Raw genomic sequence first — 22,201 nt, 5'->3', positions numbered from 1 at the left:
CTCGTCGCGCTCGGGAGCGCCGAACCCTCGTTCGCGAAAGGCGACTCCCATGAACACTCTCTCTTCCCCCTCCCCGTCCGACCCCTCGGACACCCCGCCGGCGCCTTCCCGTGCCCTGGTCGTCGGCGGCGGCGGTGCAGCCGGCAACGCTTGGGCCCTCGGGCTGATCGCCGGCCTCGCCGACGGCGGCACGGACGTCACCGACGCCGACACCATCGTCGGGACCTCCTCCGGATCGACGGTCGCGGCGCAGATCACCGGCGACGCGACCCCGGCGGAGCTCTACGCCGCGATCCTCTCCGCCCCGACGCCTCCGGGCGGCGGGGTCCCTGCCGCGCACGGTCCGGGCCCCCGGACCTCCGGCGCCGACTATCTGCTGTGGTCCGACGACGTCATCCGGTCGGCCGCGGACGCCGCAGACATGCGACGTCGGATGGGGGAGGCCGCCCTCGCGCGCGACACCACGGACGGCGAAGCCGCGGACCGGTGGCGCGCGACGGTCGCCTCCCGGCTGCCCGGGCGCGAGTGGCCGATCCGGCGCGTGCTGATCCCGGCCGTCGACGCCCGCACGGGCGTGCCGGTCGTCTTCGACCGGGCGAGCGGCGTGGAGCTGGTGGACGCCGTCGCGGCGAGCACCTCGGCGATGACCCCCTACCGCATCGGCGATGCCCGCTATCTCAACGGCGGCTACCGGCGGAATGAGAACGCGGATCTCGCCGCCGGGTGCGACCGGGTGCTCGTCCTGTCGCCGTTCAGCGGGCGCTCCCGGCACCCGCACGCGTGGGGGATGGATCTCGCCACGCAGCTGCACGAGCTGCGGGCCGGCGGGAGCGCGGTCGAGAGCGTGTTCCCCGACGAGGGAGCCGGCGACGTGTTCGACGCGAACGCGCTGGATCCCGGCACGCGTCCGCGGGCGGCACGGGGCGGTTTCGAGCAGGGGCGCGCGCTCGCGGCGCAGCTCGCTGCGTTCTGGCGCTGACCATCATGGGGGCGGCTGAGTAGGCTGCCCCCATGATCGGTGCGCTGACCTCCTGGTCCGGACCCCGCCCCTCGACCGTGAGCGCCGCGTGCTGACCGCGGTCGCCGACGGGGTGCTGGTGAGCCAGAGTGCGTTCTGCCGCAGCAACGCCGTGGTCGTTCTCGACGGCGGCCACGGCGCACTGGTGGTCGACGCGGGCGTCCACGAGAGCGAGCTGAAGGCGCTCGCCCAGGAGCTCGCGGACCGCGGGCGGACGATCGTCCTGGGATTCTCGACCCATCCGCACTGGGACCACCTGCTGTGGCACCCGGCCCTCGGCCACGTCCGGCGCGTGGGGACCGCGCTCTGCGCCTCGACGGCGCGCGAGCGCCTGGCCGGCGGGATCGATGCCCGGCGGTTGGGCATCCCCGACGAGGTGAACGTCGAGCACCTCGGCGGCATCGGGGGACTGCCGGTCGATGCGGACCGCCTGCCCTGGGACGGCCCGGAGGTCCGGATCGTCGAGCATCGCGCCCACGCTCCCGGCCACGCCGCCCTCCTGATCGCGGAGGCCGGAGTCCTGGTCGCCGGGGACATGCTGTCCGACGTGCTCATCCCGATGCCCGATCTGAACGGCCCGCCCGACCCGATCGGCGACTATCTCGCGGCCCTGGCGCTGCTCGAGGGCGCGGCGCGCGTTGCCGGCACCGTGATCCCGGGTCATGGCTCCGTCGCCCGCGCGGAGGAGGCCACGGAGCGGATCGCCCGTGACCGCGCCTACCTGCAGGCCCTGCTCGACCATGACGACCCCGACGACCCGCGTCTCGGGCCGTCCGCTCCCGCCGGGTGGGAATGGGTCGACGACCTCCACGTGGCCCAGCGTGATCGCCTCGTCGGGCTCGGCACCCGCTACCGCGACGGCGACCACGGCGTGCCCGGCTAGCGCCGGGCACGCCGCGCGATCAGTCCACGACCACCGTCTCCGCGGCCGTCCACCGCACGGCCGTGACCGCCTCGGCCCGCACCACCGCGGCGAGCGCCTCCTCGATCGCCCGGTCGTCCCGCTCCTCGCTGTGCACGGCGGCGGTGATGAGCACCGCGTCGTCGGGCTCGTCGGTGGCCGTGATCGAGCGGACCGTGAATCCCGGCTGGTGGACGGCGTCGAAGACGAGCGCCCGTACGTCCGACTCCGCGTCCACCCGGCAGCGCACCTCGAAGTGGTAGTCGACCTCCGGGTTCTCCGCGCCGGCACTGCCGCGCCGCCGATCGAGCAACCGGCCGAGCGGCCGCAGCATCGTGTTGGCGAGCATGATGACGAGCGTCCCGCCGGCGGCGACCCCGTACAGGCCGCCGCCGGCGAGCGCGCCGACCGCGGCGGACGCCCAGAGCGTCGCCGCCGTGTTGAGGCCGGACACCGAGGCGCCCTGCTTCATGATCACCCCGGCGCCGAGGAAGCCGATGCCCGAGACGACCTGTGCCGCCACGCGGGTGGGGTCGGCGTCGGGACCGTGGAAGCTGTACGCACCCATCACCACGAACAGCGCCGCCCCGAGGCTGACGAGCGCGTTGGTGCGCACCCCCGCGGTGCGGGCCCGCCACTGGCGTTCCAGTCCGATCAGTGCTCCGCAGCCGCCGGCGAGCAGCACCCGGAGGGCGATGTCGATGGTGGTGTCCATGGTCTCCCTCCTCTCAGATCCAGGTGCCGAAGCGGCGGATGAACACGGTCTTGAGCACCTGGGTGAGTGCGCAGTAGGCGGCCAGCGTCGCGACCAGCCAGGGGAAGTAGGTCCACGGCAGCGAGACGAGGCCGAGCGTGTGCCCCCAGCCGGTGAACGGCAGCACCAGCCCGAAGACGCACACCGCGCCCGTTGCCAGCAGCACCGGCAGGCTGGCCCGCGACTGGGCGAACGGCAGCCGCTTCGTGCGCAGCAGGTGGACGATCAGCGTCTGGGAGATGATCGACTCGACGAACCAGCCGGACTGGAACAGCGCGGCGTGCTCCGGGCTGTTCGCCTGGAAGACGAACCACATCAGGGCGAAGGTGCTGATGTCGAAGATCGACGAGATCGGGCCGATGCGGATCATGAACGACGACAGGCTGGTCGACTCCCACGCCCGCGGCTTCTTCAGGTCCTCCTTGTCGACGTCGTCCCAGGGCAGGGTCAGCATCGAGAGGTCGTAGGTGAGGTTCTGCACGAGCACCACGATCGGGATCATCGGGATGAACGGCAGCAGCGCGCTCGCGACCAGGACGGAGAACATGTTCCCGAAGTTCGACGACGCGGTCATCTTGATGTACTTCATCGTGTTGACGAAGGTGCGCCGGCCCTCGATCACGCCGCCTTCGAGCACCGTGAGGTCCTTCTCGAGCAGGATGATGTCCGCCGACTCCTTGGCGATGTCCACCGCGGTGTCGACCGAGATGCCCACGTCCGCCGCGCGGAGCGCCGCCGTGTCGTTGATGCCGTCGCCCAGGTAGCCGACGGTGTGCCCGGCCGCCCGCATCGCCTCCACGATGCGCGCCTTCTGCGCCGGGGCGACCTTGGCGAAGACGGTGGTCTCCTCGGCGAGCGCGCCGAGCTCCGCGAGGGTGAGCTCGTCGGTCTCCGGTCCGAGCACGATCGTTCCGGGGTCGATCCCGACCTTCGCGCACACCGAGGCCGTGACCAGGGCGTTGTCGCCGGTGATGACCTTCACCCCGGTGCCGTGCCGGCGGAGGCTGGCGATCGCCGCTCCCGCGCTCGCCTTCGGCGGGTCCAGGAAGGCCAGGAAGCCCAGCAGGGTCAGGGCGTCCTCGTCCTCGCGGACGTACTCGGTGCGCGTGCCGCCCTCGAACTCGCGGACCGCGACGGCGAGTACACGCAGCCCCTGCTCGTTCTGCTCGGCGACGAGCTGGTCGATCTCGGCCAGTCGCCCCGGGGTCAGCGCGACGACGCCGTCTCGGGTGTGCTCCGACGTGCAGACGGCGAGCACCTCCTCGACGGCACCCTTCGTGATCAGCACGTGCGCGTCGCCCCGGTCGACGACGACGGACATCCGCCGACGCTCGAAGTCGAACGGCAGCTCGTCCACCAGCGTCCACTCCCGGCGGATCCGGTCGAGCTCGTCCGGCCCCGCCGCGGCGACGACCGCCTCGTCGAGAAGGTTGCGCAGCCCGGTCTGGAACAGCGCGTTCGCGGCGGCGTGACCGAGCGTGGTCTCGCTGGAGCGCCCCGTGGCGTCGAGGTGCCGCTCGAGCACGATGCGGTCCTCGGTGAGCGTGCCGGTCTTGTCCGTCGCCAGGATGTCGATCGCCCCCAGGTTCTGGATCGAGTTGAGCCGCTTGACGATCACCTTGCGCTTGGCCATGAACTGAGCGCCCTTGGCGAGGTTCGCGGTGACGATCAGCGGCAGCATCTCGGGGGTCAGTCCGACCGCGGTGGTGACCCCGAAGAGGAACGCACTGGTCCAGTCCTTCGTGATCCCGTTGATGACGAAGACCACCGGCACCATGATCACCATGAAGCGGATGAGGGTGACCGTCACCGTGCGGATCCCGGTGTCGAACGCCGTCTCGGGCCGCGCCCCGACGATGGCCGACGACAGGCTCCCGAACGAGGTGGAGCGTCCGGTGCCGATCACCACGCCCGTCCCCGAGCCGGAGACCACCGACGTGCCCATGAACCCCAGGTTCGCGGCGTCGAGCAGGGTCGCCTCGGTGACCGTGGGGTCCGCGTCCGCGGACTTCTCCGCCGGGATCGCCTCACCGGTGAGCATCGACTGGTTCACCTGCAGGTCCTTCGCCCGCACGATGCGCAGGTCGGCCGGGATCATGTCGCCGGCCGCCAGCTGGACGATGTCGCCGCGCACGACGTCCTCGACCGGGATCTCGCTGGTCACCGGGGTGCCGTGCGACGAGCGGGTCACCGCGGTCGTGGTGCGCACCATCGCCTTGAGCGCCTCCGCCGCCCGGGAGGAGCGGTACTCCTGCCAGAAGCGCAGGGTGACGCTGATCAGCACCATGATGCCGACCGTGATCACCCCGGTGTAGTCGGGGCCGTCCGCCGGGTCGGCGAAGACGATGTCGGTGAACACCATCACCACCACGAGGAACAGCAGGATCAGGATGAACGGGTTGCGGAACGCCGCCAGGAACTGCAGCACCGCCGGCGCGGGCTTGCCGTGCGTCACCGCGTTGTCGCCGAAGCGCGCACGGCGGCTGCGGACGGACTCGGCGGTCAGGCCGTCGAGCCCGGTGGAGAACGACTTGATGGTCGCCTCGGCCGGGAGGGTGGCGGATTCCACGAGGACGCGCTGCTGCCCGGCGGGCACGGCGCCGCGCCGGGCCTCCTCGCGACGGCTGTCGTCGCGCTCGGGGCGGTCGCCGCGGAGGGCGGGGTTGATCGTGTCGAGATCGGTACGGAAGAAGGGGCGCATGGGAGTGTCTCCTCGGATTCGGGCGCGACGAATCACCGGGGTCCGCGAGCGGCCCGGTTCGCGCGCACAAGCGCAGCTGGGGGAGGGATACCCGCGGAGACGACGAGGAGCGTGGTCAGAGGGACCGCATCGGAGCCGGCCCGCGGGTGCAGAGAGATCGACTGTCGCCGTCGCTCATCGGGTCACCTCCTTCACGGTCGGCAGCACTTCGCAGACGTGGGAGCAGGAAGCACGATGCTTCGTCCGAGACACTTCCACGTAAGAGTTTCGGCACTGCACGACGTGTCCCGCCGGAGCGGGAAGCCACTTGGGATCACCCCTTAATCCGGGGAGACCTGTCCTGATCTTGGGCGTCTCTCGACGTCGTCAGATCAGTGGCCTGTGTTCGCGCAGGAGCCTCGCCTAACGAAGGTCTGCGGTTCGACTGTAGCAGCTGTTCCACACGAGCGGGCCACTCTGAACGCTTTCGAGGACTCCGCCCGGTGCCGCTGCTGTGGCAGGGTGGGGACATGACGGTCCTCCTGCGCCCCTGGCGGCCCACGGACGCGCCGGCGCTGGTGGCCGCTCGCGCCTCCGCCGCCGATCTGGACACGCAGTTCCCCGACGTGGACCTGTCGACGACCGACCAGGCCGCCGCCCACATCGCCTCCGCCCTGCCCTTCGGCGGTCGCACCAAGCACTGGGCGATCGTCGACGACGGGGTGGCGGTCGGCGACATCGCTCTCTCGGCGATCGAATGGCGGCACGAGACCGCCTGGGTGTCCTACTGGCTCGCCGCGGGCGCCCGGGGTCGCGGGCTCGCGACGGACGCCCTGACCGCCGTCGTCGACTATGCCTTCGCCGACGGCCTCTTCCGGCTCGAACTCGGGCACCGGGTGAACAACCCGGCGTCGTGCCACGTGGCATCCCGGGCGGGATTCGTCGCGGAGGGTCTCGAGCGCGCCAAGCTGCGCTACGGCGACGAGCGGTTCGACGTGGAGACCCACGCGCGCCTGGCGACCGACCCGGTGCCGACGGGGCGGGGACTGCCGATCGAGGACTGAGGCCCGGGCGCAACCTCCGGATCAGTCCGCCGGCAGACTCCGCAGGAAGGCCGTCGTGTCCCGCGCGATGGCGGCCGATTGCGTGTGGTGGAGGTACTGGTCGCCGTCGAGGGCGATCACCTCGCCCCGCTCGACGGTCGCCGCCTGGCGTTCGTGCAGCTGCAGCCAGCCCGGCGCCTCGGGGTCGTCCGCGACGACGAACAGCAGGACCGGCAGCGATGCCGGGAAGGTCGTTCCGGCCACCGCCGCGAAGTTCTCGCGGGCGCGGCTCATCTCGTCGAGGATGGCCGGGCCGGTGCCGTTCTGTGCGGTCAGCAGCCGCAGCTGCCGACGCGTCTCCTCCGAATAGCCGAGGCCCTCGTACGGGTCCGGGGCGAGCGCCCCCAGCGCCCGGACGAGCCCGAGGCCGCCGAGCACCGCCAAGCCGTCCGCCGCCGACGGATCGTCCCAGCCCGGCTGTCCGGGCACGCTGCTGTCGATCCCCACGAACGCGACCAGCTCGTCCGCGTAGGCGGTGCTGTAGGCGAGCGCGTACACGCCGGCGATCGAATGGCCCATCAGCACGTAGCGGTGGATGCCCAGCTGCTGCAGCGCCGCGTGCACCTCCCGCGCGATCGTGGCGGCCGTGCGCGGGACCGTGGTCTGATCGCTCAGACCGGTACCGAACGGTTCGACGGCGACGACCCGATGCGTCGGTGCCAGCGCCGCGATCAGGGGCTGGAAGTCCAGGCCCGGTGCCGCCGTCCCCAGGCCGGGCAGCAGCACGATCGTGTCGCTGCCTGCGGCATCCGTGCCGGCGACGACGACGTTCATGCGCTTGCCGTCGACCGGGACGCGCCGGCCGTAGTCGGCGATCTGCGATCGCTCCGCGTTCGTCGCCATGGCGTTCACGACGGTCGTCGTCGTCAACAGCAGCACGGGGAGCGCCACGATGGCGCCCAGGCTCAGGAGGGTGATCTTCACGGGTCTGCGCATGCGGCTCTCGTTCTCGGTGCGTGCGGGTCGGGTGCGGCCCGCTGTGTGCTCCCAGCCAAGCGGCCCGGACCGCGGCGCAGAAGTGGCGAGGTGTCAGGAGCAGGGGTGACATCGGTCACGACATATTGACAGGCCCCTGTCGATACGCGCACACTGATCCTCGTGTCCACGACCTCCGCCGCCGCGTTGCACCGGCTCATCGTCTCCGTCTCCTCGCTTCCGGCCTCCCTCGCGTTCTACGCGGACCTGCTGCGCCTGCGGGTACAGAACAGGGAGGGTCCCGTCGCCTGGCTGCAGACCGGGGACGGCACCGTGCTCATGCTGCACGAGCGCCCCGCCGTGCCATCGGATGCCGCCGTCGCTCCCGCCTTCGCCCTGGCCGGGATGGACGCGGCCGTCGACCGCTGGGCCGCTCTCGGCGGCGCGGTGATCGACCCGCCTGCAGAGCAGCCCTGGGGCGAGCGGATGGCCGTCGTGCGCGACCCCGACGGCCATGTCGTCTGCCTGGTCGAGCAGCGGTGAGCGCGGAACGGCAGCTCACCGAGCTGGTCGACGAGGTGTTCCGCCTGGCCGACGCCTTCACCTCCGCCGGGGACGCGATGGCGGCGGAGGAGGGGCTCACCGCGGCGCGCTGGCTGACGCTCGGTGCGGTGGCGCACGGACCGCTGAGCGTCGCCGGGATCGCACGCCGCCGCGGGATGCGACGCCAATCGGCCGCGGAGGGCGTCGCGGCGCTGGAACGCGCGGGCCTGGTGACGCGCACACCGGACCCGCTCGACGCCCGTGCGCCCCTCGTCGCGCTCACCGAGCGGGGGAGGGCGGCGCTGGAGCGCATCCGTCCGGCCCGCACCGCCTGGGCGCGCAGGACGGCCGCGGCGGTCGGGGAGGAGGACCTCGCCACGGCGGTGCGGGTGGCTCGACGGCTCCGCGAGAACCTGCAGGCGGCGGAGGGGGATCACGCGACCGGATCCCGCTAGCCGACGTCGCGTGCGCTCAGTTCACACAGGGGATGGCGCCGGAGTGCAGCGGCGTGCTCGCGTCCGTGTAGGTGTTGGCGGGCGGGGCGGACGACTCGGTGCCCGGGTCCGCAGGGACGTCGCTCGTCGTCGCACCACCGGGCGCGTCCGTCGCCGGAGTGCTGGGGCTCTCCGCGGGCGGATTCAGCACGGCTGCCACGATCGCGTGGATCTTCTCGCTGTCGACGACGTTCACCGCTTTGCCGTCGATCGTCTCGTAGCGTTCCACGGGGAGCGTCTCGAAGACGATGTTGCCGCCGGCCAGCCGCTGTGCCTGGCCGGCGAAGCTGAGCAGGTCGAAGCCATCGTCGAGGGCGATGTACTTCTTGGCCGTGTCGATCAGGGTCTGCAGGGTGCCGAAGTCGGTGAACGTCTTCGCCTCCCGCAGCTTGACCGCGAGCGAGACGATGAACGCCTGCTGGCGGCGGGTGCGGTCCAGGTCGGTGAGCTCGAGGTCGGACGGGCCGGTGTCGCGGCGCTGGCGCACGAAACTCATCGCCTGGGAGGCGCTGATCTCCTGCACGCCGGCCGGGAAGTCGGCGCCGGAGAAGCGATCCTGGGTCGCCTGGTTCAGGCAGACGGTGATCGGCTGCACGGCCGTCGCGATCTCGTAGAAGGCCGCCATCGTGATCTCGACGAAGTGGTCGATCCGCACGCCGCCGAGGAAGTCGGAGACCGTCTGGATCTGGGTCTGCCGCGCGGCGGTCCGTGCCTGCTGGTAGGCGTCGTCCCCTTCGATGCCCTCTCGGCGCAGCTCGGTGAGCTTCTCGTCCAGCCGGAGGCCGTACGCCTCCTTGATCTTCGACTTCGTCACGCCGTCCGGGGCGCCGGCCAGCTCCGCATAGTCGTCACGCGGGATGGAGATCCCGGTCGCTTTGCCTCCGCCAGCAGGGATGTGGATCAGCATCAGCACGTTGGCGTTGTACCCGCCGTCGGAGGCGTCGCCGGCGCGGATCGCGTCGTACATCTCGGCGGGAAGCGGCTTGCCCTCCTGGTCGACGCGGCTGTCGAGGCCCATCACGAGGATGTTGGCCTCGCCGGTGTTCTGGGCGATGCCCGGCGTGGAGGTGCCGGTCGGCAGGGCGATCGGGGAGCGGTGTATGCCGTTCGTCAGGTCGATGTACTTCCACACGGCCACCCCGCCCGCGGCGACGAGCACGACGGCGACGGCCCCCGCCACGAGGCCGACGATGCGGCGCCTCCGGATCCGGCGGCCACGCTGATGGCGCGGCCCGACGTTCTGTTCGCTCACGGAGGGGTCCCTTCGTTCGTTCGCATCGACATACGAGTGTGATCAGAACGAACCTGGTAAAGCCCGCAGACCCACTGCGAGCGGCCGCATCGCCGGCCGGCCGCGACCGTGTCGCCTACCCGCCGACGGGGGCCGGACGGACGGTGGCGGGCCGCGGCGACGGGGGAGTGTGCAGCACCGCGGAGCATGTCTGAGAGAACGTACAGACTCTGCACGCCGCGTGCACGCTCGCCTCGGTACTCGCGCGCGCCTCGTGGTCGCGAGCGCCTCGGTTCACCCCTGGACCTTCCCGACCCGTCGCAGCGCCGCCAGGTCGAGGGGGCGGCCCGTCTCCACCGCCGTGACGAGCGTCAACGTCGCCTGGGCCGCGCGTCGTGGGCCGTCGGGACCATTCACGCCGGTGAGGCCCGGCACCGGGCCGAGGAGCCGGCTCGCGTCCATCATCCCCAGATGCGCGACGCCGTCGAGCGTGACCCGTGCGCCGGTGCCACCGCTCAGGAGGCTGTTCAGCGCCTGCCCGTACTCCGGGTTCGGGTCCATGTCCCCGGCGACGACCGCGACGAGGGGTTGGCTGAGGCGGGTGCCGGCGGGGGAGCGGGGCATCCCGTCGATGTCCACGACTCCGGTGATGCGGTCGTCGAGCCGTGCCGCCTCGATGGCGCTCGCACCGCCCGCGGAGTGGCCCGCGGCGACGATCGTCGTGAGGTCCGCTCCCACCAGCTCGGGCGCCGGTGACGGCGTCGCCTCCAGGTGGTCGATGATCGCCCGCACGTCGGCCGCGCGCACGCCGGCGGCGCGATCGGCCGCGGCCTGGTCCGCCGCATCGTCGCCGGTCGCCTCCTGCTCGTCGGTGGCCAGTGTGCCGTCGGCGAGCTCGGCCACCGCCGCGTCGTACGGATGGTCGACGGCGATCACGACGATGCCGTGGCTGACGAGCTCCTCGGCCCACGAGGTGAAGAACCAGCGCGTGCTCGCGAATCCGGGGGACGCGATCACGACGGGGAACGAGCCGTGGGCGGCCGGCGCCTCCCACGTCTCCTCGCTCGTCGCGCGCCGGAGGCCGTCGAACAGGAGCGGCGGGAGACCGTACTGCTGCGCGAGGGCCGCCGTCAGCGCCGTGCGGGTCGATTCCTGCGGGAGGTACGGCGAGGGGGAGCCGGCGCGCTCGGCCGGGTACCAGATGGTCACCGGCAGCGAGCGCTGCTGACCCGGAGTGCTGCCGCCGCGGGCGTCGCGCGTGGGGTCCGTCCAGACGTGGCTGGTGACGCCGACGGCGTGCGAGCCGGTCGGGGCCGGCACCGACATCGGCGGCAGCACCCACGCCACCGCGGCGATGCCGAGCACGCCGACCGCGACCACCGACGTCCCGGCGACCGCGAGTCGTGGCGCGGTGCGCGACCGCATCCAGAGCACCACGGCGGCTCCGACCGCCGCGGCGACGAATCCGCCGACCACCTGCATCCGCATCCCCTCCAGCAGTGCGGCGACCACGAGCAGCACCACGGCCGCCGTGCCGACGGCGATCACAGGGACGGCGCTCCGTCTCCGGGTGAATGCCCCGACGATGAGGGCGGCGACGATCAAGAGCGTCGCGGAGATGTCGATCCAGGGCACGGGCAGGCTCCTCCGAGTTGTGGGGTGGCAGCAGTGGCGGACCTGCCGCCGGGCCCGGCGTATCGTCGGGCCTGGTGCCCACGGTATTTCCGGTGGGCCAGCGGCCGCGTCGGTCGCACGGTGCAGCCCGGTCATTCCTCCGGATGATCCGACCGGCGGTCGCTCCGACGCTCCGGTGTCGTCCTCGGCCACGCCCGAGGGCCGCTCACGCCCCTCTGTGCACGTGGCGGCGGCTCGCGATGGAGCGAACCCGGGCCGGTTCGAAGATGATGCGCGGCATCCGGCGCCGCCGTCTGCTCAGGCCGTCGCGGGGTTCAGCTCGGCCAGCAGGTTCTCGACCCGGCGCCTGATCTCGTCGCGGATGGTGCGCACCTCGTCGACGGCGCGACCAGCCGGATCGGTGAGCTCCCAGTCCTCGTAGCGCTTCCCGGGGAAGATCGGACAGGTGTCCCCGCACCCCATGGTGATCACCACGTCAGACTCCCTCACGGCCTCGGTGGTGAGGATCTTCGGCTGCTCATTCACGATGTCGATGCCCACCTCGGCCATCGCCTGAACGACCGCCGTGTTGAGCCGGTCCGCGGGCTCGGAGCCGGCGGAGAGGACCTCGACCCGGCCGCCGGCGAGTTCGCGCAGGAACGCGGCGGCCATCTGCGAGCGACCGGCGTTGTGCACGCAGACGAACAGCACGGTCGGGGTGGTGAGGGGCATCGGGGACTCGCTTTCTCTCGTCCGAAAGCATAGACCGATATCTATGGCTTATGCGATGCGGCGAACGCGATCACGGTCGGTGCCGACCCTCGATGCCACTCAGCAGGTCGCGGACCCGCTGTTCGATGTCGTCGCGGATCTCCCGGACGGCGTCGATCGGCAGGGGGGCGGGGTCGGGGATGTCCCAGTCGAGGTAGACCCGGCCGGGGTAGACCGGGCAAGCGTCCCCGCAGCCCATCGTGACCACGTAGTCGGCCGCGCGCACCACCTCATCGGTCAGCGGCTTCGGGAACTCGGCGCCCAGGGGAGTACCGACCTCGTCGAGCACGGCCACGATCGTCGAACGGACGGCATCGGCGGGTTCGGAGCCGGCCGTGCGGACGACCACGCGATCCCCGGCGAGCTGGCGCAGGATCGCCGCGGCGAGCTGGGAGCGGCCCGCATTCTGCACGCACACGAAGAGCACCTCGGGCGTACGGGACGGCGCGTTGGATCGCTCGTCGGTCCATCGCAGCAGAGCATCCAACCGAGACACGGCGAACGCACTGGCCAGCGACGCCCGTCCCGCGCGCCCGTCGAGGCGGGCGTAGCTGTCCCGGACGTACAGCTCGATGCTCTCCGGCGCGAGCACGCCGCGATAACGCGTGGTGAGATCGGCGACGATGCGGGGGAGTGCGGCCGCCTCATCCGCGGACGCCTCCGATCTCGGGAGCGGGTCCTCTCCGACGAGTGCGGCGACCCGGTCGACCTCGGTTGGAGCGATCGAGTACCACGCGGTCCGCCCGTCCTGGACCCGCACCACCAGCTCGTCCTCGCGCAGCAGCTTCAGGTGGTGGGAGACGGTCGGCTGCCGCAGCCCGAGCCGCACGGCGAGTCGCGTGACGGACTCACGCCCTTCCGGTGCCTCCAGCAGGATCCGCAGGATGCGCGCACGACTCGGATCGCCGATGCGCCGCACGCTTCGCAGCGCATCCCGATCCGGCACCCGATCCATAGACGCAACTCTATGCGGCAGGATGAGGGGATGGAGTTGGTCGTGCTGCACATCGACGATTGCCCGAGCTGGGCCGAGGCGGGGCGCCGAGTGACAGCTGCGCTCCGGGTGCTGGGCCGCGCCGATGTCCCGGTCGACGTCCGGCTCATCGCGACGCCGGCCGACGCGGCCGCCACCGGATTCGCCGGGTCGCCGACGATCCTCGCGGACGGAGTCGATCTGTTCCCCGGCGAACCGACCACACACCTCGTCTGCCGGGTCTACCGCACCCCGACGGGCTTCGCGGGTTCACCGACCGTGGACATGATCGCCGAGACGCTGCGAGAACGACTCGCCGCCAGCACCGGCGTCGGGACGTAGGACTCGCGTCGCTCGAGGTGGGGCGTTGCTGGGGGCGCGTATTCAGCGCACGCCCGAACCTGGATCACGCTACTCGGACGGCGACAAGGCGAGGGAGCGGTCGCCTCGGGTATGGCCTGCTTGGAGATATCCACTTGCAGAGACACGCTCCAACTCAGCGAACCCGACTCTGCCGGGTCGGCACCTCCAGCGAGATCGTCGAGTGCGGGAGAGCCCGTTCCGCCGTTGATCGCGCTCGGTCGGTGTAAGCGTTGCCGAGCCGGCGGCGAGTGCGGCTCGGGCATCCTCCTCCCATCGGGTGGTTGCGAGGCTGTCGACCCTCATCGTGCCGCCAATGCTGTCGCAGAGCTGCGCGGGCGCCAAGCGATGCACGAGGAGGGCGCCCGTCACCGGTTCGCATCGCATGACGAAGGCACCTCGATGCGCCATCGACCACCCGAAGTGGGGGCAGGTCTCGGAGATACTTGCTTGACGTCAATTGTTCACTCCTCGTACTGTTGGTGAGCCCGCTTCGGGCCACGGAATTCAGGGGGACCCATGGTCAGATCTGCGCGCTCACGCTGGACACTCATCACAGCCATCACGGCTCTGGTCGTTGGCGCCACGTTGGCGTCCACTCCCGCTCAGGCGGCAACGGCCTCGATCGGTGTGACCGTTCCGGTCGTCTACACGGACTCGTGGGGAAGCGGAATCGATGTGATCGGCGGCGGCTTCACCCCGAGTTCGACAGTGACTCTCTCGATCGACTGGGTGAATGCCAGCAACGGACAGAAGGTGCATTACGGTGACACGACCACGGCCGCGAGCGCATCGGGCGTCATCTCCGTCATCGGATGGATTCCCGCGATGGGGCCGGACAGCTGGGCCGATCTCACTCTCATGCTCTCGGCTACCAGCGATGCAGGAGACACGTCGAACGCGGTTGCATTCGATGTTCGCAATCCCCCCGGTATCGAGACGAATGCGCCGTCCTTGACGACAGCCCAGTTCATGGACTCCACGATCGGCCTCGCCGTCCAGGCCAGTGGGTTCACTCCCGGGGAGGCTGTCGCCTTCTCAGCGGTCTACAACGGCGTGAACCTTCCGGCGCCGAGCTCTCTTGTGGCGGACAAGTCCGGCTCCGTCGTGTGGCAGTACGTGCGAACCGGTGTCACTGCTGCCGGTAGTGTCGTGCTCGACGCTACGGGCGCAACCGCGCACTGGAGAGCCACTGTCGCAATCACAGGACCGACCATCGGTGGATCCACCTCGCCTGCCGATCCGGCGACCACGTCCGATCCGGGAGTTCCTGCCCAGGTGAGCCCGGTACAGGCGACTCCGCGTGCCCTTCCCGTCGTCAGCGGTTGAGTGATGCGGCGTCCGGTGCGCCTCTCACTCGCCATCGGCGCGTCCGTCATCGTCGTCGCCGGAGCCGGCGTGTCAGCGATCGCCCTCTCCGACCCGGCCGTGCCCACGGCACGACTCTCGGGACCGACCACGGCACACACGGCTCCAACCGCCGCAGTGCCCGTCCGACCAGGGACGTCGCCCTCCCGGGCTCAGGCACCACCGAACCTCACCCCAGCACAGGTGGCTGCACTCGCACCGGCTGACTACCGCGCCGTGATCCCGGGGCTTGTGCCAGCTCCTCCCGCTGCCACCTGGATGTCCGTCTTCAACCTCCAGGCCGACACGCCGCTGTTCGGCGGCGATAGGTCAGCTCCGATCGCGCGGTTCGAATCACGCGACTTCCTGGGCGAGCCGTCTGTCGTGGTCAGAGTGGCGGTCGACGGGCCGTGGTCCCTCGTCCTCGTACCGAGTAGGCAGATCTTGCCCTCGCAAGCGGGGGAGGGGCGGTCGGCTCCCGCTCAGAGCGCCGGATGGCTGCCCACGAGCGCCTTGACCCCCGCAGCCACCGTGAGGAACCGTGTCGTGGTCTCCGTCTCGGCACAATCGTTGACGATCACTGACGCGACAGGACGAGCTGAACATACGTTCGCGGTCGGGGTCGGCGCTCCGGGAACGCCGACCCCTGTCGGCGTCACCGGATATCTCGAGGCGCAGTATCTGGACCCCGACCAAGGTCAGCGTCTCCACCGGATCCAGCTCACCTCCTTACACGCAACGGCGGCGGACGAGCCGTACGGCGGCTCCGATGGCGGGCTCATCGGCATCCACTACGAGTCCGAAGCCTCTGGCGCCGTCTCTCACGGCTGCATCCGCCTCGGCGCGGATGCCATCACGGCCGTTGACGCACTGGCCCTCGGAACACCGATCGTCATCATCGCGTAGGGGGAGCAGCTGGGGGACCTCCGACGGTCGTGCCCACCGACGTCTCAGTGACCGCTGCGAGCGGCGCCCCTCACACGTCGCGGTCGAAGAGGTCGTCCCAGGTCTCACGCCGGATGACGGCTCGCGCCGAGCCGTCGCGCACGAAGATCACGGGCGGGCGGCGGTAGCCGTTGTAGTTGTTCGCCATGGTGTGCGTGTAGGCGCCCGTCGCGGGAACGGCGAGGAGGTCGCCGACCCGCGCAGCCGGGAGCGTCAGCGGATCGATGAGCACGTCGCCGGACTCGCAATGCCGGCCGACGACGACGACCTCCTCCGCATCCGCGTCGTGCAGGCGTCCCGCGAGGACGGCCTCGAAGCGCTGCTGGAAGAGCGCGACCTCCAGGTTGTCGCCCATGCCCCCGTCGACCGCCACGAAGGTCCGGGCGTCGCGTTTGACGGTCGTCACCGTGTAGAGGGTGAACGCCGAGGCGTTCACCATGCTGCGGCCGGGTTCGATGATGACCTCTGCATCGGCGGGCAGGTGCTCGTCGGCCGCCGCGAGGAGCGCCGCGACGTACTCGTCGACGGACGCCGGCCGGTCGGCGTTCGTGTAGCGGGTGCCGAGGCCACCGCCCAGGTCGTAGACCGGGAACGCGCCGAGGGCGGCGAGCGGTGCGACGGCGGCGGCGAGCTCAGCCGGGTCCATGATCTGAGAACCGACGTGGGCGTGCACCCCGCGCATCTCCAACAGGGGGCTCGCCTCGATCCGAGCGATGAGCACCCGCGCTGCGGCGGCCGTCAACCCGAACTTGGATCCCACCTGGCCCGTCTGCACGGCGGGATGCGTCGAGGAGACGACGTCGGGCACGATCCGGACGAGGACGCCCTGCACGCTCCCGGGCGCGACGAGCTGCTCGAGGCGGTCGACGTCGTCCGCGTTGTCGACGACGACCAGCCCGATCCCGGCCTCGACGGCGATCCGGAGCTCCTCCGTGGTCTTGGCGTTGCCGTGCAGGACCATGAGCGCCGGGTCGACACCCGCGCGCAGCGCGCTGAGGATCTCGCCGCCGCCGGCGACGTCCAGACCGAGACCTTCCTCCACCATGACCCGCTGCACGGCGGTCGCCGGGAATGCCTTCGACGCGAATACGACCCGTGCGTTCGGCCGGCGGGAGGTGAGCGCCGTGCGGTATTCGCGTGCGCGGGCCCGCAGGGGGGCCTCGTCGACGACGATCGCGGGGGTCCCGAACTCCCGTGCGAGGTCGTCGACCCGGCAGCCGCCGACCACGAGGACGCCGTCGCGGTCGACGGTCGTGCCGTTCGGGAAGAGGTCGAGGAGGGGGTGCGACATGATGGGTCTTTCGGTCCGATGGTGAACAGGCGGTGCGGTGCGGTGCGGTGAAGAAGCCGGTCGGCGGAGTGGGTGGTGGAGTCGACGGTCAGTCGCGCTCCCGGCCCGCGAGCCCGTGCGGGACGACGATCACCGGCACGGGGGAGTGGCGGAGGATCTTGGCCGCGTGCGACCCGAGGAACACGCGGGCGACCGGCCCGAGCGTGCTCGATCCGACGACCAGCACCTCGCCCGGCTCCCAGCGGATGTCGGCCATGGCGTCGTCCCAGGTCTCGCCCCGGCCGACGGCGACGGTGGAGACCGCCGGAGCGTCGGCCTGCTCCGTCACCTGTCGGACGAGCGACGCCGCGTGCGTCGCGACGTCGGCCGCCCAGGTGTCTGCGATCGCCGTCTCGGCGTCGAGTCCGGCGCCGGAGGTCCCGGAGTCGCGGGGAACGACGGCGAACGAGGCGATCCGCAGTTCCGCGCCGGCGGAGGCGGCCACGCCCGCTGCCCCGAGCACGACGTCGGACGATGCGCCGGTGCCGCGATAGGCGGCGGTCACCCGGCTCACCCGTGCATTCTCCGCCGTCCGGTAGCCACGGGGCGCGATCGCCACCGGCACCGGGGACGCGTGCAGCAGGGTGTCGCTCGCCGATCCGAGCGCGATCCGTCCCGGCCGTCCCTCCCCGGCGGAACCGACGACGATCATCGACGCACTGCGCTGCTCCGCCAGCTCCATGAGGCCGCGGCGAGCCGACGGGGCGTCGTGCAGGAGGTACTCCGCCGCGGTCGCGCCGCCGAGCACCGCCGCGGCATGGTCGAGCGCGCTCTCCGCGTTCTCTCGCGTGTAGCCGCGCCACTCCGCGTCCGCCCCTCCCGCCGTCGTCGGCCAGGCGGGAGGCACGATCGCGGCCACGACGAGGCCGGTGCCGGTCGAGCGCGCGAGCATCGCGGCCAGGTGCAGCACGGAGGCGGACCGATGGGCGGGATCGACTCCGACCACGATGCTCATCTCTTGTCCGCCTTCTTGCGGCGCGCGGCGGCCTCCCGGATCTCGCTCCGGCTCGGTTGCGCGAAGTTGCTCGTGTAGGGCGCCTCGGAGGCGACGACCGGGCGTCCGAGCTGCAGCGCCGAGTGCTTCCTTCCGTAGAACCAGTAGAAGGTCAGGAAGACGGCGGTCCAGATCAGGAAGACGACGATCGTGATCACCCGCAGCTGGGTGATGATCGCGATGCATCCGGCGATCGACAGGAGGGGGATCGTCCAGCCGAAGGGGAGGCGGAAGCCCCGCTCCAGCTGCGGCTCGCGGACGCGCAGGATGATCACGCCGAGCGACACGACGAGGAAGGCGACGAGCGTCCCGATGCTGGTCATCTCGGCGAGGAAGTCGATCGGGATCACGGCGGCGAGGATGCTGGTCGCGACCATGACGATGAGGGTGTTCTGCACCGGGGTCATCGAGCGCGGGTTCACCTTGGCGAACACCTTCGGGATCATCCCGTCGCGCGACATCGCGAACAGGATGCGGGTCTGGCCGTACAGCACCACGAGGGTCACGGAGAAGATCGAGATGATGGCGCCGACGGCCACGACGGTCCCCGGCCAGCTCGAACCGATGATGTTCTGGAGGATCGCGGCCAGTCCCGCGTCCTGGTCGGCGAACTCGGCCGGAGCCTGCGCCCCGAGTGCGGAGATGCAGGTGAGCACGTAGAGCACGATGATGATCAGGAGCGCGAAGATGATGGCGAGCGGCAGGTTGCGCTTCGGGTTCTTGGCCTCCTCGCCGGCCGTGGACACCGCGTCGAGCCCGACGAACGAGAAGAAGATGATGCCGGCGCCGCCCACGATGCCCGCGAACCCGGCGGGGGCGAAGTTGTGGAAGTGGTCGGCGTTCCACCCGGTGAACGCGACCGCGCAGAAGAACACGACGACCGCGATCTTGATGACCACCATGATGCTGTTGACCGTCGTGGACTCGCGCGCCCCGCGCAGCAGCAGCAGCGAGCACAGCACGATGACGATCACCGCGGGGATGTTGACGATCCCGCCCTGCTCGGGCGCCTGGGAGAGCTGCACCGGGAGCTGCCAGCCGAAGAGGTTCTGCAGCAGCTGGTTGACGTACTGCGACCACCCGACCGCGACCGCGGCGGTGGAGACGCCGTACTCCAGCAGCAGGCAGGCTCCCACCGCCATGGCGGTGCCTTCGCCGAGTGTCGCGTACGCGTAGGAGTAGGTCGACCCCGACACCGGCACGGCTCCCGCCATCTCCGCGTAGCAGAGCGCGGTGAGCCCCGCCACGACGCCGCCGATGACGAACGACCAGATCACGGCGGGGCCGGCGATCGGGACGGCCTGGGACAGGATGAAGAAGATCCCCGTTCCGAGCGTCCCTCCGACGCCGATCATGGTCAGCGAGAACAGTCCGATGCTGCGTTTCAGGTGCACGTCGCCGCTGGCGACCGGGGTCGTCGGTTTGCGGCGCAGCAGTTGCTCGGCGATGGTGGGCATATACCAGTCTCCTTTGATTGGTGGGGTCCTGCGCAATTCGTCGCACGCGTCGCGCGCGTCAGCTCCTGACGGTCACCCGGAACCGCTCGACGCGCGAGTCGACCGCGCCTCGGACGTACCCGGACGGCGACGCCGCGACGGCCTGCAGGAACGCGACGACCGGCGCCGTGATCTCCTCGCCCGGGATGACGTTCGGGATGCCCGGGGGATAGGCGGCGAGGGTGTCGGCCGAGACGCGTCCGACCGCGTCCGCCGCCGTCACGAGTTCCGTGTCGGCGAAGAACGCGTCGCGCGGGAGGATGCGCAGTGGGCCGGACGCCGGCAGGGGAGGGAAGTCGTCGGCTGCGCCGCGTGCCCGCTCGGCTCGGGCCTCCGCCGACTCGGCGGCCGCGACGAGTGCCCGGTGCGCCCTGTCGAGGTCCGGCGTCTTGCCGGCACCGATGAGCGCGACGAGCGTCGTCGCCGTCGACATCTCGAAGAAGATCGCGTCGGCGTCGAGGAGACGCTGGCGCAGCCAGTGGCCGCTGACGCCGGTGGCCGACACGTCGATCGCCACGCGCAGCGGGTCGACGGCGACGATGTCGTCGAACGCGCCGAACCCATCGCTCAGCACGCCGAAGCGCGGATCCGCACGCAGTGCGTCGCGGAACGCATCGGCGACCGCGATCGACCGGCCGATCAACTCGGCGCCGGTGGCGAGCGAGTGCCGCGCGATGTCGAGGGAGGCCTGCAGCAGCGCAGACGTGGAGGTCGACGCCGTGATCGAGACGGCGCGCTCGACGAGCGGTTCCAGCACCTCGGCGAACGGACCGTCTCCCAGGTGGAGCATGGCCGACTGGGTGAGTGATCCCCCGAGCTTGTGAGTGCTCGACACCACCAGGTCGGCGCCGAGACGGGCAGGCGACTCCGGGAGGTCGGGGTGGAACCCGAAGTGCGGCCCCCAGGCGCCGTCGACGATGAGCGGAGCGCCGTGTGCGTGCGCGACCCGCGCCAGGCCGGCCACATCCGCCACCGAGCCGAAGTAGCTGGGGGAGACGAGGTAGACCGAGGCCGCCGGGCGTCCCTCCCGGGCCGCCGCCGCCAGCGCCTCGTCGAGCGCGGCCGGCGAGACGCCGTGCGCGACACCGTTCGCGGCGTCGAGGGACGGCAGCACGAATGAGGGCACCAGCCCCGCGGAGAGCACGCCGTCGCTGAAGCTGGAGTGCGCGCTCCGCTGGGAGAGGATGTTCTCGCCCAGCCCGCGCACGGCCAGCGCGGCGACGCGGTTGGCCTGCGAGGCACCGCCGGTGAGGAACCAGGTGCGGCGCGCGCCCCACGCGTCCGCCGCGAGGTCGAGCGAGCGACTCAGCGGCGCGTCCTCGCCCAGGTCGATGTCGTCCAGCAGCATCGGGACGTCGAGCTCCAGCGGCCGCGACCCGAGGAAGTCGGCGAGCCGTGCACTGAGGCCGAGTCCGTCCCCGCCGTGACCGGGGACCATGAGCGGGAGGGCGCCGCGGGCCGCGTGGCGCTCCAGCGCGTCCGCGTAGGGGGTCTCCCAGTGGCGGAGGTCGGCGGCGGGCCGGGGGAGCGGGCGGTCGAGCGGGCGGTCGATCTCGCCGTCGAGCGGGCCGTCTATCGCGGAGGAGCGTGCGGATGCCATTCCTCCATCGTGAGGCTGCGGTCCCGCCGTCAGAACCCCCCGAACATCGACCTACCCACATAGACTGTATGTGACTCGCTTCCCGACCGGGGAGCACCCTCGACATCCAGACAGGGGATCCGATGGCGGATCTGCGGCAGTTCGAAGCGCTCAGGGCGGTGCACGCCGAAGGCTCGGTCACCGCGGCCGCCCGCCGCCTGGGCTGGGGTCAGCCGACCGTCGACTACCACCTCAAGAACCTCGAACGGCTGGTCGGCTCGCCGGTGCTCGCGCGGTCGCCGCGGGGGAGCAGGCTGACCCCGGTCGGCGTCCTCCTCCTCGAACGCGCGCAGGAGATCCTCACGCTCAGCGAGCGGGCGATCGGCGACGCGCGTGAGTTCGGCCAGCTCGGGCGCGTGCGGCTGCGGTTCGGCATCTTCGCGACGGCGGCGGCGAGCATCCTGCCGTTCGTCGCGGCCCGCCTCGGCGACCTCGGCATCGGGATCGACACCACCTTCGAGGAGGTTCCCGCGCTCGTCGACCGGATCAATCGCGGCGCGTACGACGCCGCACTCGTCTACACCGTTCCCGGCTACGAGCTGCCGTTCCGCCCGAGCGTGACGACGATGGAGGTGTACCGCGATCCGCTGATGCTGGCACTGCCCGCCGGCCACCCGCTCGCGTCGCGTCCGTCGATCGATCTCGCCGCCCTCCTCTCGCTCCGCGACGAACGCTGGGTGTTCGCCACCTCCACGGACGACGCGATGGACCGCATCGTCATCGACGCGTTCGCCGCCGAGGGGCACGTCCTGGACGTCGCCTTCCGCACCGACGACTTCCAGGTCCTCCTCGGCATGACGGCCGCCCGCATGGCGGTCGGGGTGATCCCGAGCCTCGCGACCGCCGCCGCACATCCCGGCATCGTCCTGCGCCCGCTGCGCGACCCCGCTTTCGTGCGCTCGATCCTCGTGGCCACCGCCGCGGAGGATGCGAACCGTCGCCCCTCCGCCGCCGTGCGTCACCTCGTCGCCGCGATTCGGGACGGCTTCGCTGTCCGGGCGGAGGGTGGCGTCTCCGCGGGGTGAGAAGCCGCCTCCGCTCGTTGACGAATCGGGCGCGGATCGAGATGGTGGCGCGGATGCACTCGACGGTC

The 22,201-nt window shown here is 71.3% G+C and carries 20 protein-coding genes and 1 riboswitch; of the genes, 9 read left to right on the top strand and 11 right to left on the bottom strand.

Annotated features, from left to right (window positions below):
• The first annotated feature begins 49 nt into the window (after positions 1–49).
• Entirely contained in the window at positions 50–979 is a 930-nt protein-coding gene (locus tag U870_RS0107300) for a patatin-like phospholipase family protein (protein WP_025156751.1), read from the top strand.
• Between the two features lie 88 nt (positions 980–1,067).
• Positions 1,068–1,901, top strand: coding sequence for an MBL fold metallo-hydrolase (locus U870_RS0107295; protein WP_025156750.1), 834 nt, complete (start codon positions 1,068–1,070; stop codon positions 1,899–1,901).
• Positions 1,902–1,920: 19 nt separating this feature from the next.
• Here U870_RS0107295 and U870_RS0107290 read toward each other — a convergent pair whose 3' ends face one another.
• Positions 1,921–2,634 carry an MgtC/SapB family protein gene (locus tag U870_RS0107290; RefSeq protein ID WP_025156749.1) on the bottom strand — a complete coding sequence of 238 codons (714 nt, stop codon included), beginning with the start codon at positions 2,632–2,634 and terminating at the stop codon, positions 1,921–1,923.
• Positions 2,635–2,647: 13 nt separating this feature from the next.
• Positions 2,648–5,374 (bottom strand): magnesium-translocating P-type ATPase, encoded by a 2,727-nt coding sequence (mgtA, locus tag U870_RS0107285; RefSeq protein ID WP_025156748.1) that lies wholly within the window; start codon positions 5,372–5,374, stop codon positions 2,648–2,650.
• Positions 5,375–5,620: 246 nt separating this feature from the next.
• Positions 5,621–5,791, bottom strand: a riboswitch (M-box (ykoK) riboswitch).
• Between the two features lie 92 nt (positions 5,792–5,883).
• On the opposite strand from mgtA, the gene U870_RS0107280 reads away from it, so the two are divergent.
• Positions 5,884–6,417, top strand: coding sequence for a GNAT family N-acetyltransferase (locus tag U870_RS0107280; RefSeq protein WP_025156747.1), 534 nt, complete (start codon positions 5,884–5,886; stop codon positions 6,415–6,417).
• Between the two features lie 21 nt (positions 6,418–6,438).
• Here U870_RS0107280 and U870_RS0107275 read toward each other — a convergent pair whose 3' ends face one another.
• A complete protein-coding gene (locus tag U870_RS0107275) occupies positions 6,439–7,392 on the bottom strand; it encodes an alpha/beta fold hydrolase (RefSeq protein ID WP_025156746.1) in 954 nt (317 codons plus the stop codon).
• Between the two features lie 162 nt (positions 7,393–7,554).
• Here U870_RS0107275 and U870_RS0107270 point away from each other — a divergent pair, with 162 nt between their 5' ends.
• Positions 7,555–7,914: a VOC family protein gene (locus U870_RS0107270; RefSeq protein ID WP_025156745.1), complete on the top strand. Its 360-nt coding sequence runs from the start codon at positions 7,555–7,557 to the stop codon at positions 7,912–7,914.
• Entirely contained in the window at positions 7,911–8,369 is a 459-nt protein-coding gene (locus U870_RS0107265; protein ID WP_025156744.1) for a MarR family winged helix-turn-helix transcriptional regulator, read from the top strand. The genes U870_RS0107270 and U870_RS0107265 overlap by 4 nt, the downstream gene beginning before the upstream one ends.
• A gap of 16 nt (positions 8,370–8,385) precedes the next feature.
• Here the strand turns inward: U870_RS0107265 and U870_RS0107260 are convergent, their stop codons facing one another.
• From U870_RS0107260 to U870_RS0107245, 4 genes are all read right to left on the bottom strand, one after another.
• Positions 8,386–9,660 (bottom strand): LCP family protein, encoded by a 1,275-nt coding sequence (locus tag U870_RS0107260; RefSeq protein ID WP_025156743.1) that lies wholly within the window; start codon positions 9,658–9,660, stop codon positions 8,386–8,388.
• 273 nt (positions 9,661–9,933) lie between these two features.
• Positions 9,934–11,274 (bottom strand): alpha/beta hydrolase family protein, encoded by a 1,341-nt coding sequence (locus U870_RS0107255; RefSeq protein WP_025156742.1) that lies wholly within the window; start codon positions 11,272–11,274, stop codon positions 9,934–9,936.
• A 297-nt stretch (positions 11,275–11,571) separates the two neighbouring features.
• The gene (locus U870_RS0107250) at positions 11,572–11,985 is read right to left on the bottom strand and encodes an arsenate reductase ArsC (protein ID WP_025156741.1); all 414 of its coding nucleotides are present in this window, start codon (positions 11,983–11,985) and stop codon (positions 11,572–11,574) included.
• Between the two features lie 70 nt (positions 11,986–12,055).
• Entirely contained in the window at positions 12,056–12,979 is a 924-nt protein-coding gene (locus tag U870_RS0107245; protein ID WP_081815205.1) for a metalloregulator ArsR/SmtB family transcription factor, read from the bottom strand.
• A 30-nt stretch (positions 12,980–13,009) separates the two neighbouring features.
• On the opposite strand from U870_RS0107245, the gene U870_RS0107240 reads away from it, so the two are divergent.
• The 3 genes from U870_RS0107240 to U870_RS24805 all read left to right on the top strand — a co-directional run bounded on the left by U870_RS0107240 (position 13,010) and on the right by U870_RS24805 (position 15,610).
• A complete protein-coding gene (locus U870_RS0107240; RefSeq protein ID WP_025156739.1) occupies positions 13,010–13,339 on the top strand; it encodes an alkylmercury lyase in 330 nt (109 codons plus the stop codon).
• Between the two features lie 537 nt (positions 13,340–13,876).
• Positions 13,877–14,686 carry a hypothetical protein gene (locus U870_RS0107235; RefSeq protein WP_162819100.1) on the top strand — a complete coding sequence of 270 codons (810 nt, stop codon included), beginning with the start codon at positions 13,877–13,879 and terminating at the stop codon, positions 14,684–14,686.
• A gap of 564 nt (positions 14,687–15,250) precedes the next feature.
• Positions 15,251–15,610, top strand: a complete 360-nt coding sequence (locus U870_RS24805) for a L,D-transpeptidase (RefSeq protein ID WP_240183645.1) — start codon at positions 15,251–15,253, stop codon at positions 15,608–15,610.
• A gap of 70 nt (positions 15,611–15,680) precedes the next feature.
• On the opposite strand, the gene lysA is transcribed toward U870_RS24805, so the two are convergent.
• The 4 genes from lysA to U870_RS0107210 all read right to left on the bottom strand — a co-directional run bounded on the left by lysA (position 15,681) and on the right by U870_RS0107210 (position 21,069).
• A complete protein-coding gene (gene lysA / locus U870_RS0107225; protein ID WP_025156736.1) occupies positions 15,681–16,940 on the bottom strand; it encodes a diaminopimelate decarboxylase in 1,260 nt (419 codons plus the stop codon).
• A gap of 88 nt (positions 16,941–17,028) precedes the next feature.
• A complete protein-coding gene (locus U870_RS0107220) occupies positions 17,029–17,934 on the bottom strand; it encodes a universal stress protein (protein ID WP_025156735.1) in 906 nt (301 codons plus the stop codon).
• The gene (locus U870_RS0107215) at positions 17,931–19,430 is read right to left on the bottom strand and encodes an amino acid permease (protein WP_025156734.1); all 1,500 of its coding nucleotides are present in this window, start codon (positions 19,428–19,430) and stop codon (positions 17,931–17,933) included. Before U870_RS0107215 ends, U870_RS0107220 begins: the two co-directional genes overlap by 4 nt.
• Positions 19,431–19,488: 58 nt before the next feature.
• Complete coding sequence (locus U870_RS0107210) at positions 19,489–21,069, bottom strand: aminotransferase class I/II-fold pyridoxal phosphate-dependent enzyme (RefSeq protein ID WP_025156733.1); 1,581 nt, start codon at positions 21,067–21,069, stop codon at positions 19,489–19,491.
• Positions 21,070–21,191: 122 nt separating this feature from the next.
• Between U870_RS0107210 and U870_RS0107205 the strand changes: the two genes are divergently transcribed.
• Complete coding sequence (locus tag U870_RS0107205; RefSeq protein WP_025156732.1) at positions 21,192–22,133, top strand: LysR family transcriptional regulator; 942 nt, start codon at positions 21,192–21,194, stop codon at positions 22,131–22,133.
• Positions 22,134–22,201: the final 68 nt, after the last annotated feature.

The organism is Leifsonia aquatica H1aii (genome assembly GCF_000633535.1).
Taxonomy (GTDB): domain Bacteria; phylum Actinomycetota; class Actinomycetes; order Actinomycetales; family Microbacteriaceae; genus Leifsonia; species Leifsonia aquatica_A.
The sequence above is the reverse complement of the archived record's forward strand: the minus strand, read 5'-3'. Positions and strand labels throughout refer to the sequence as shown.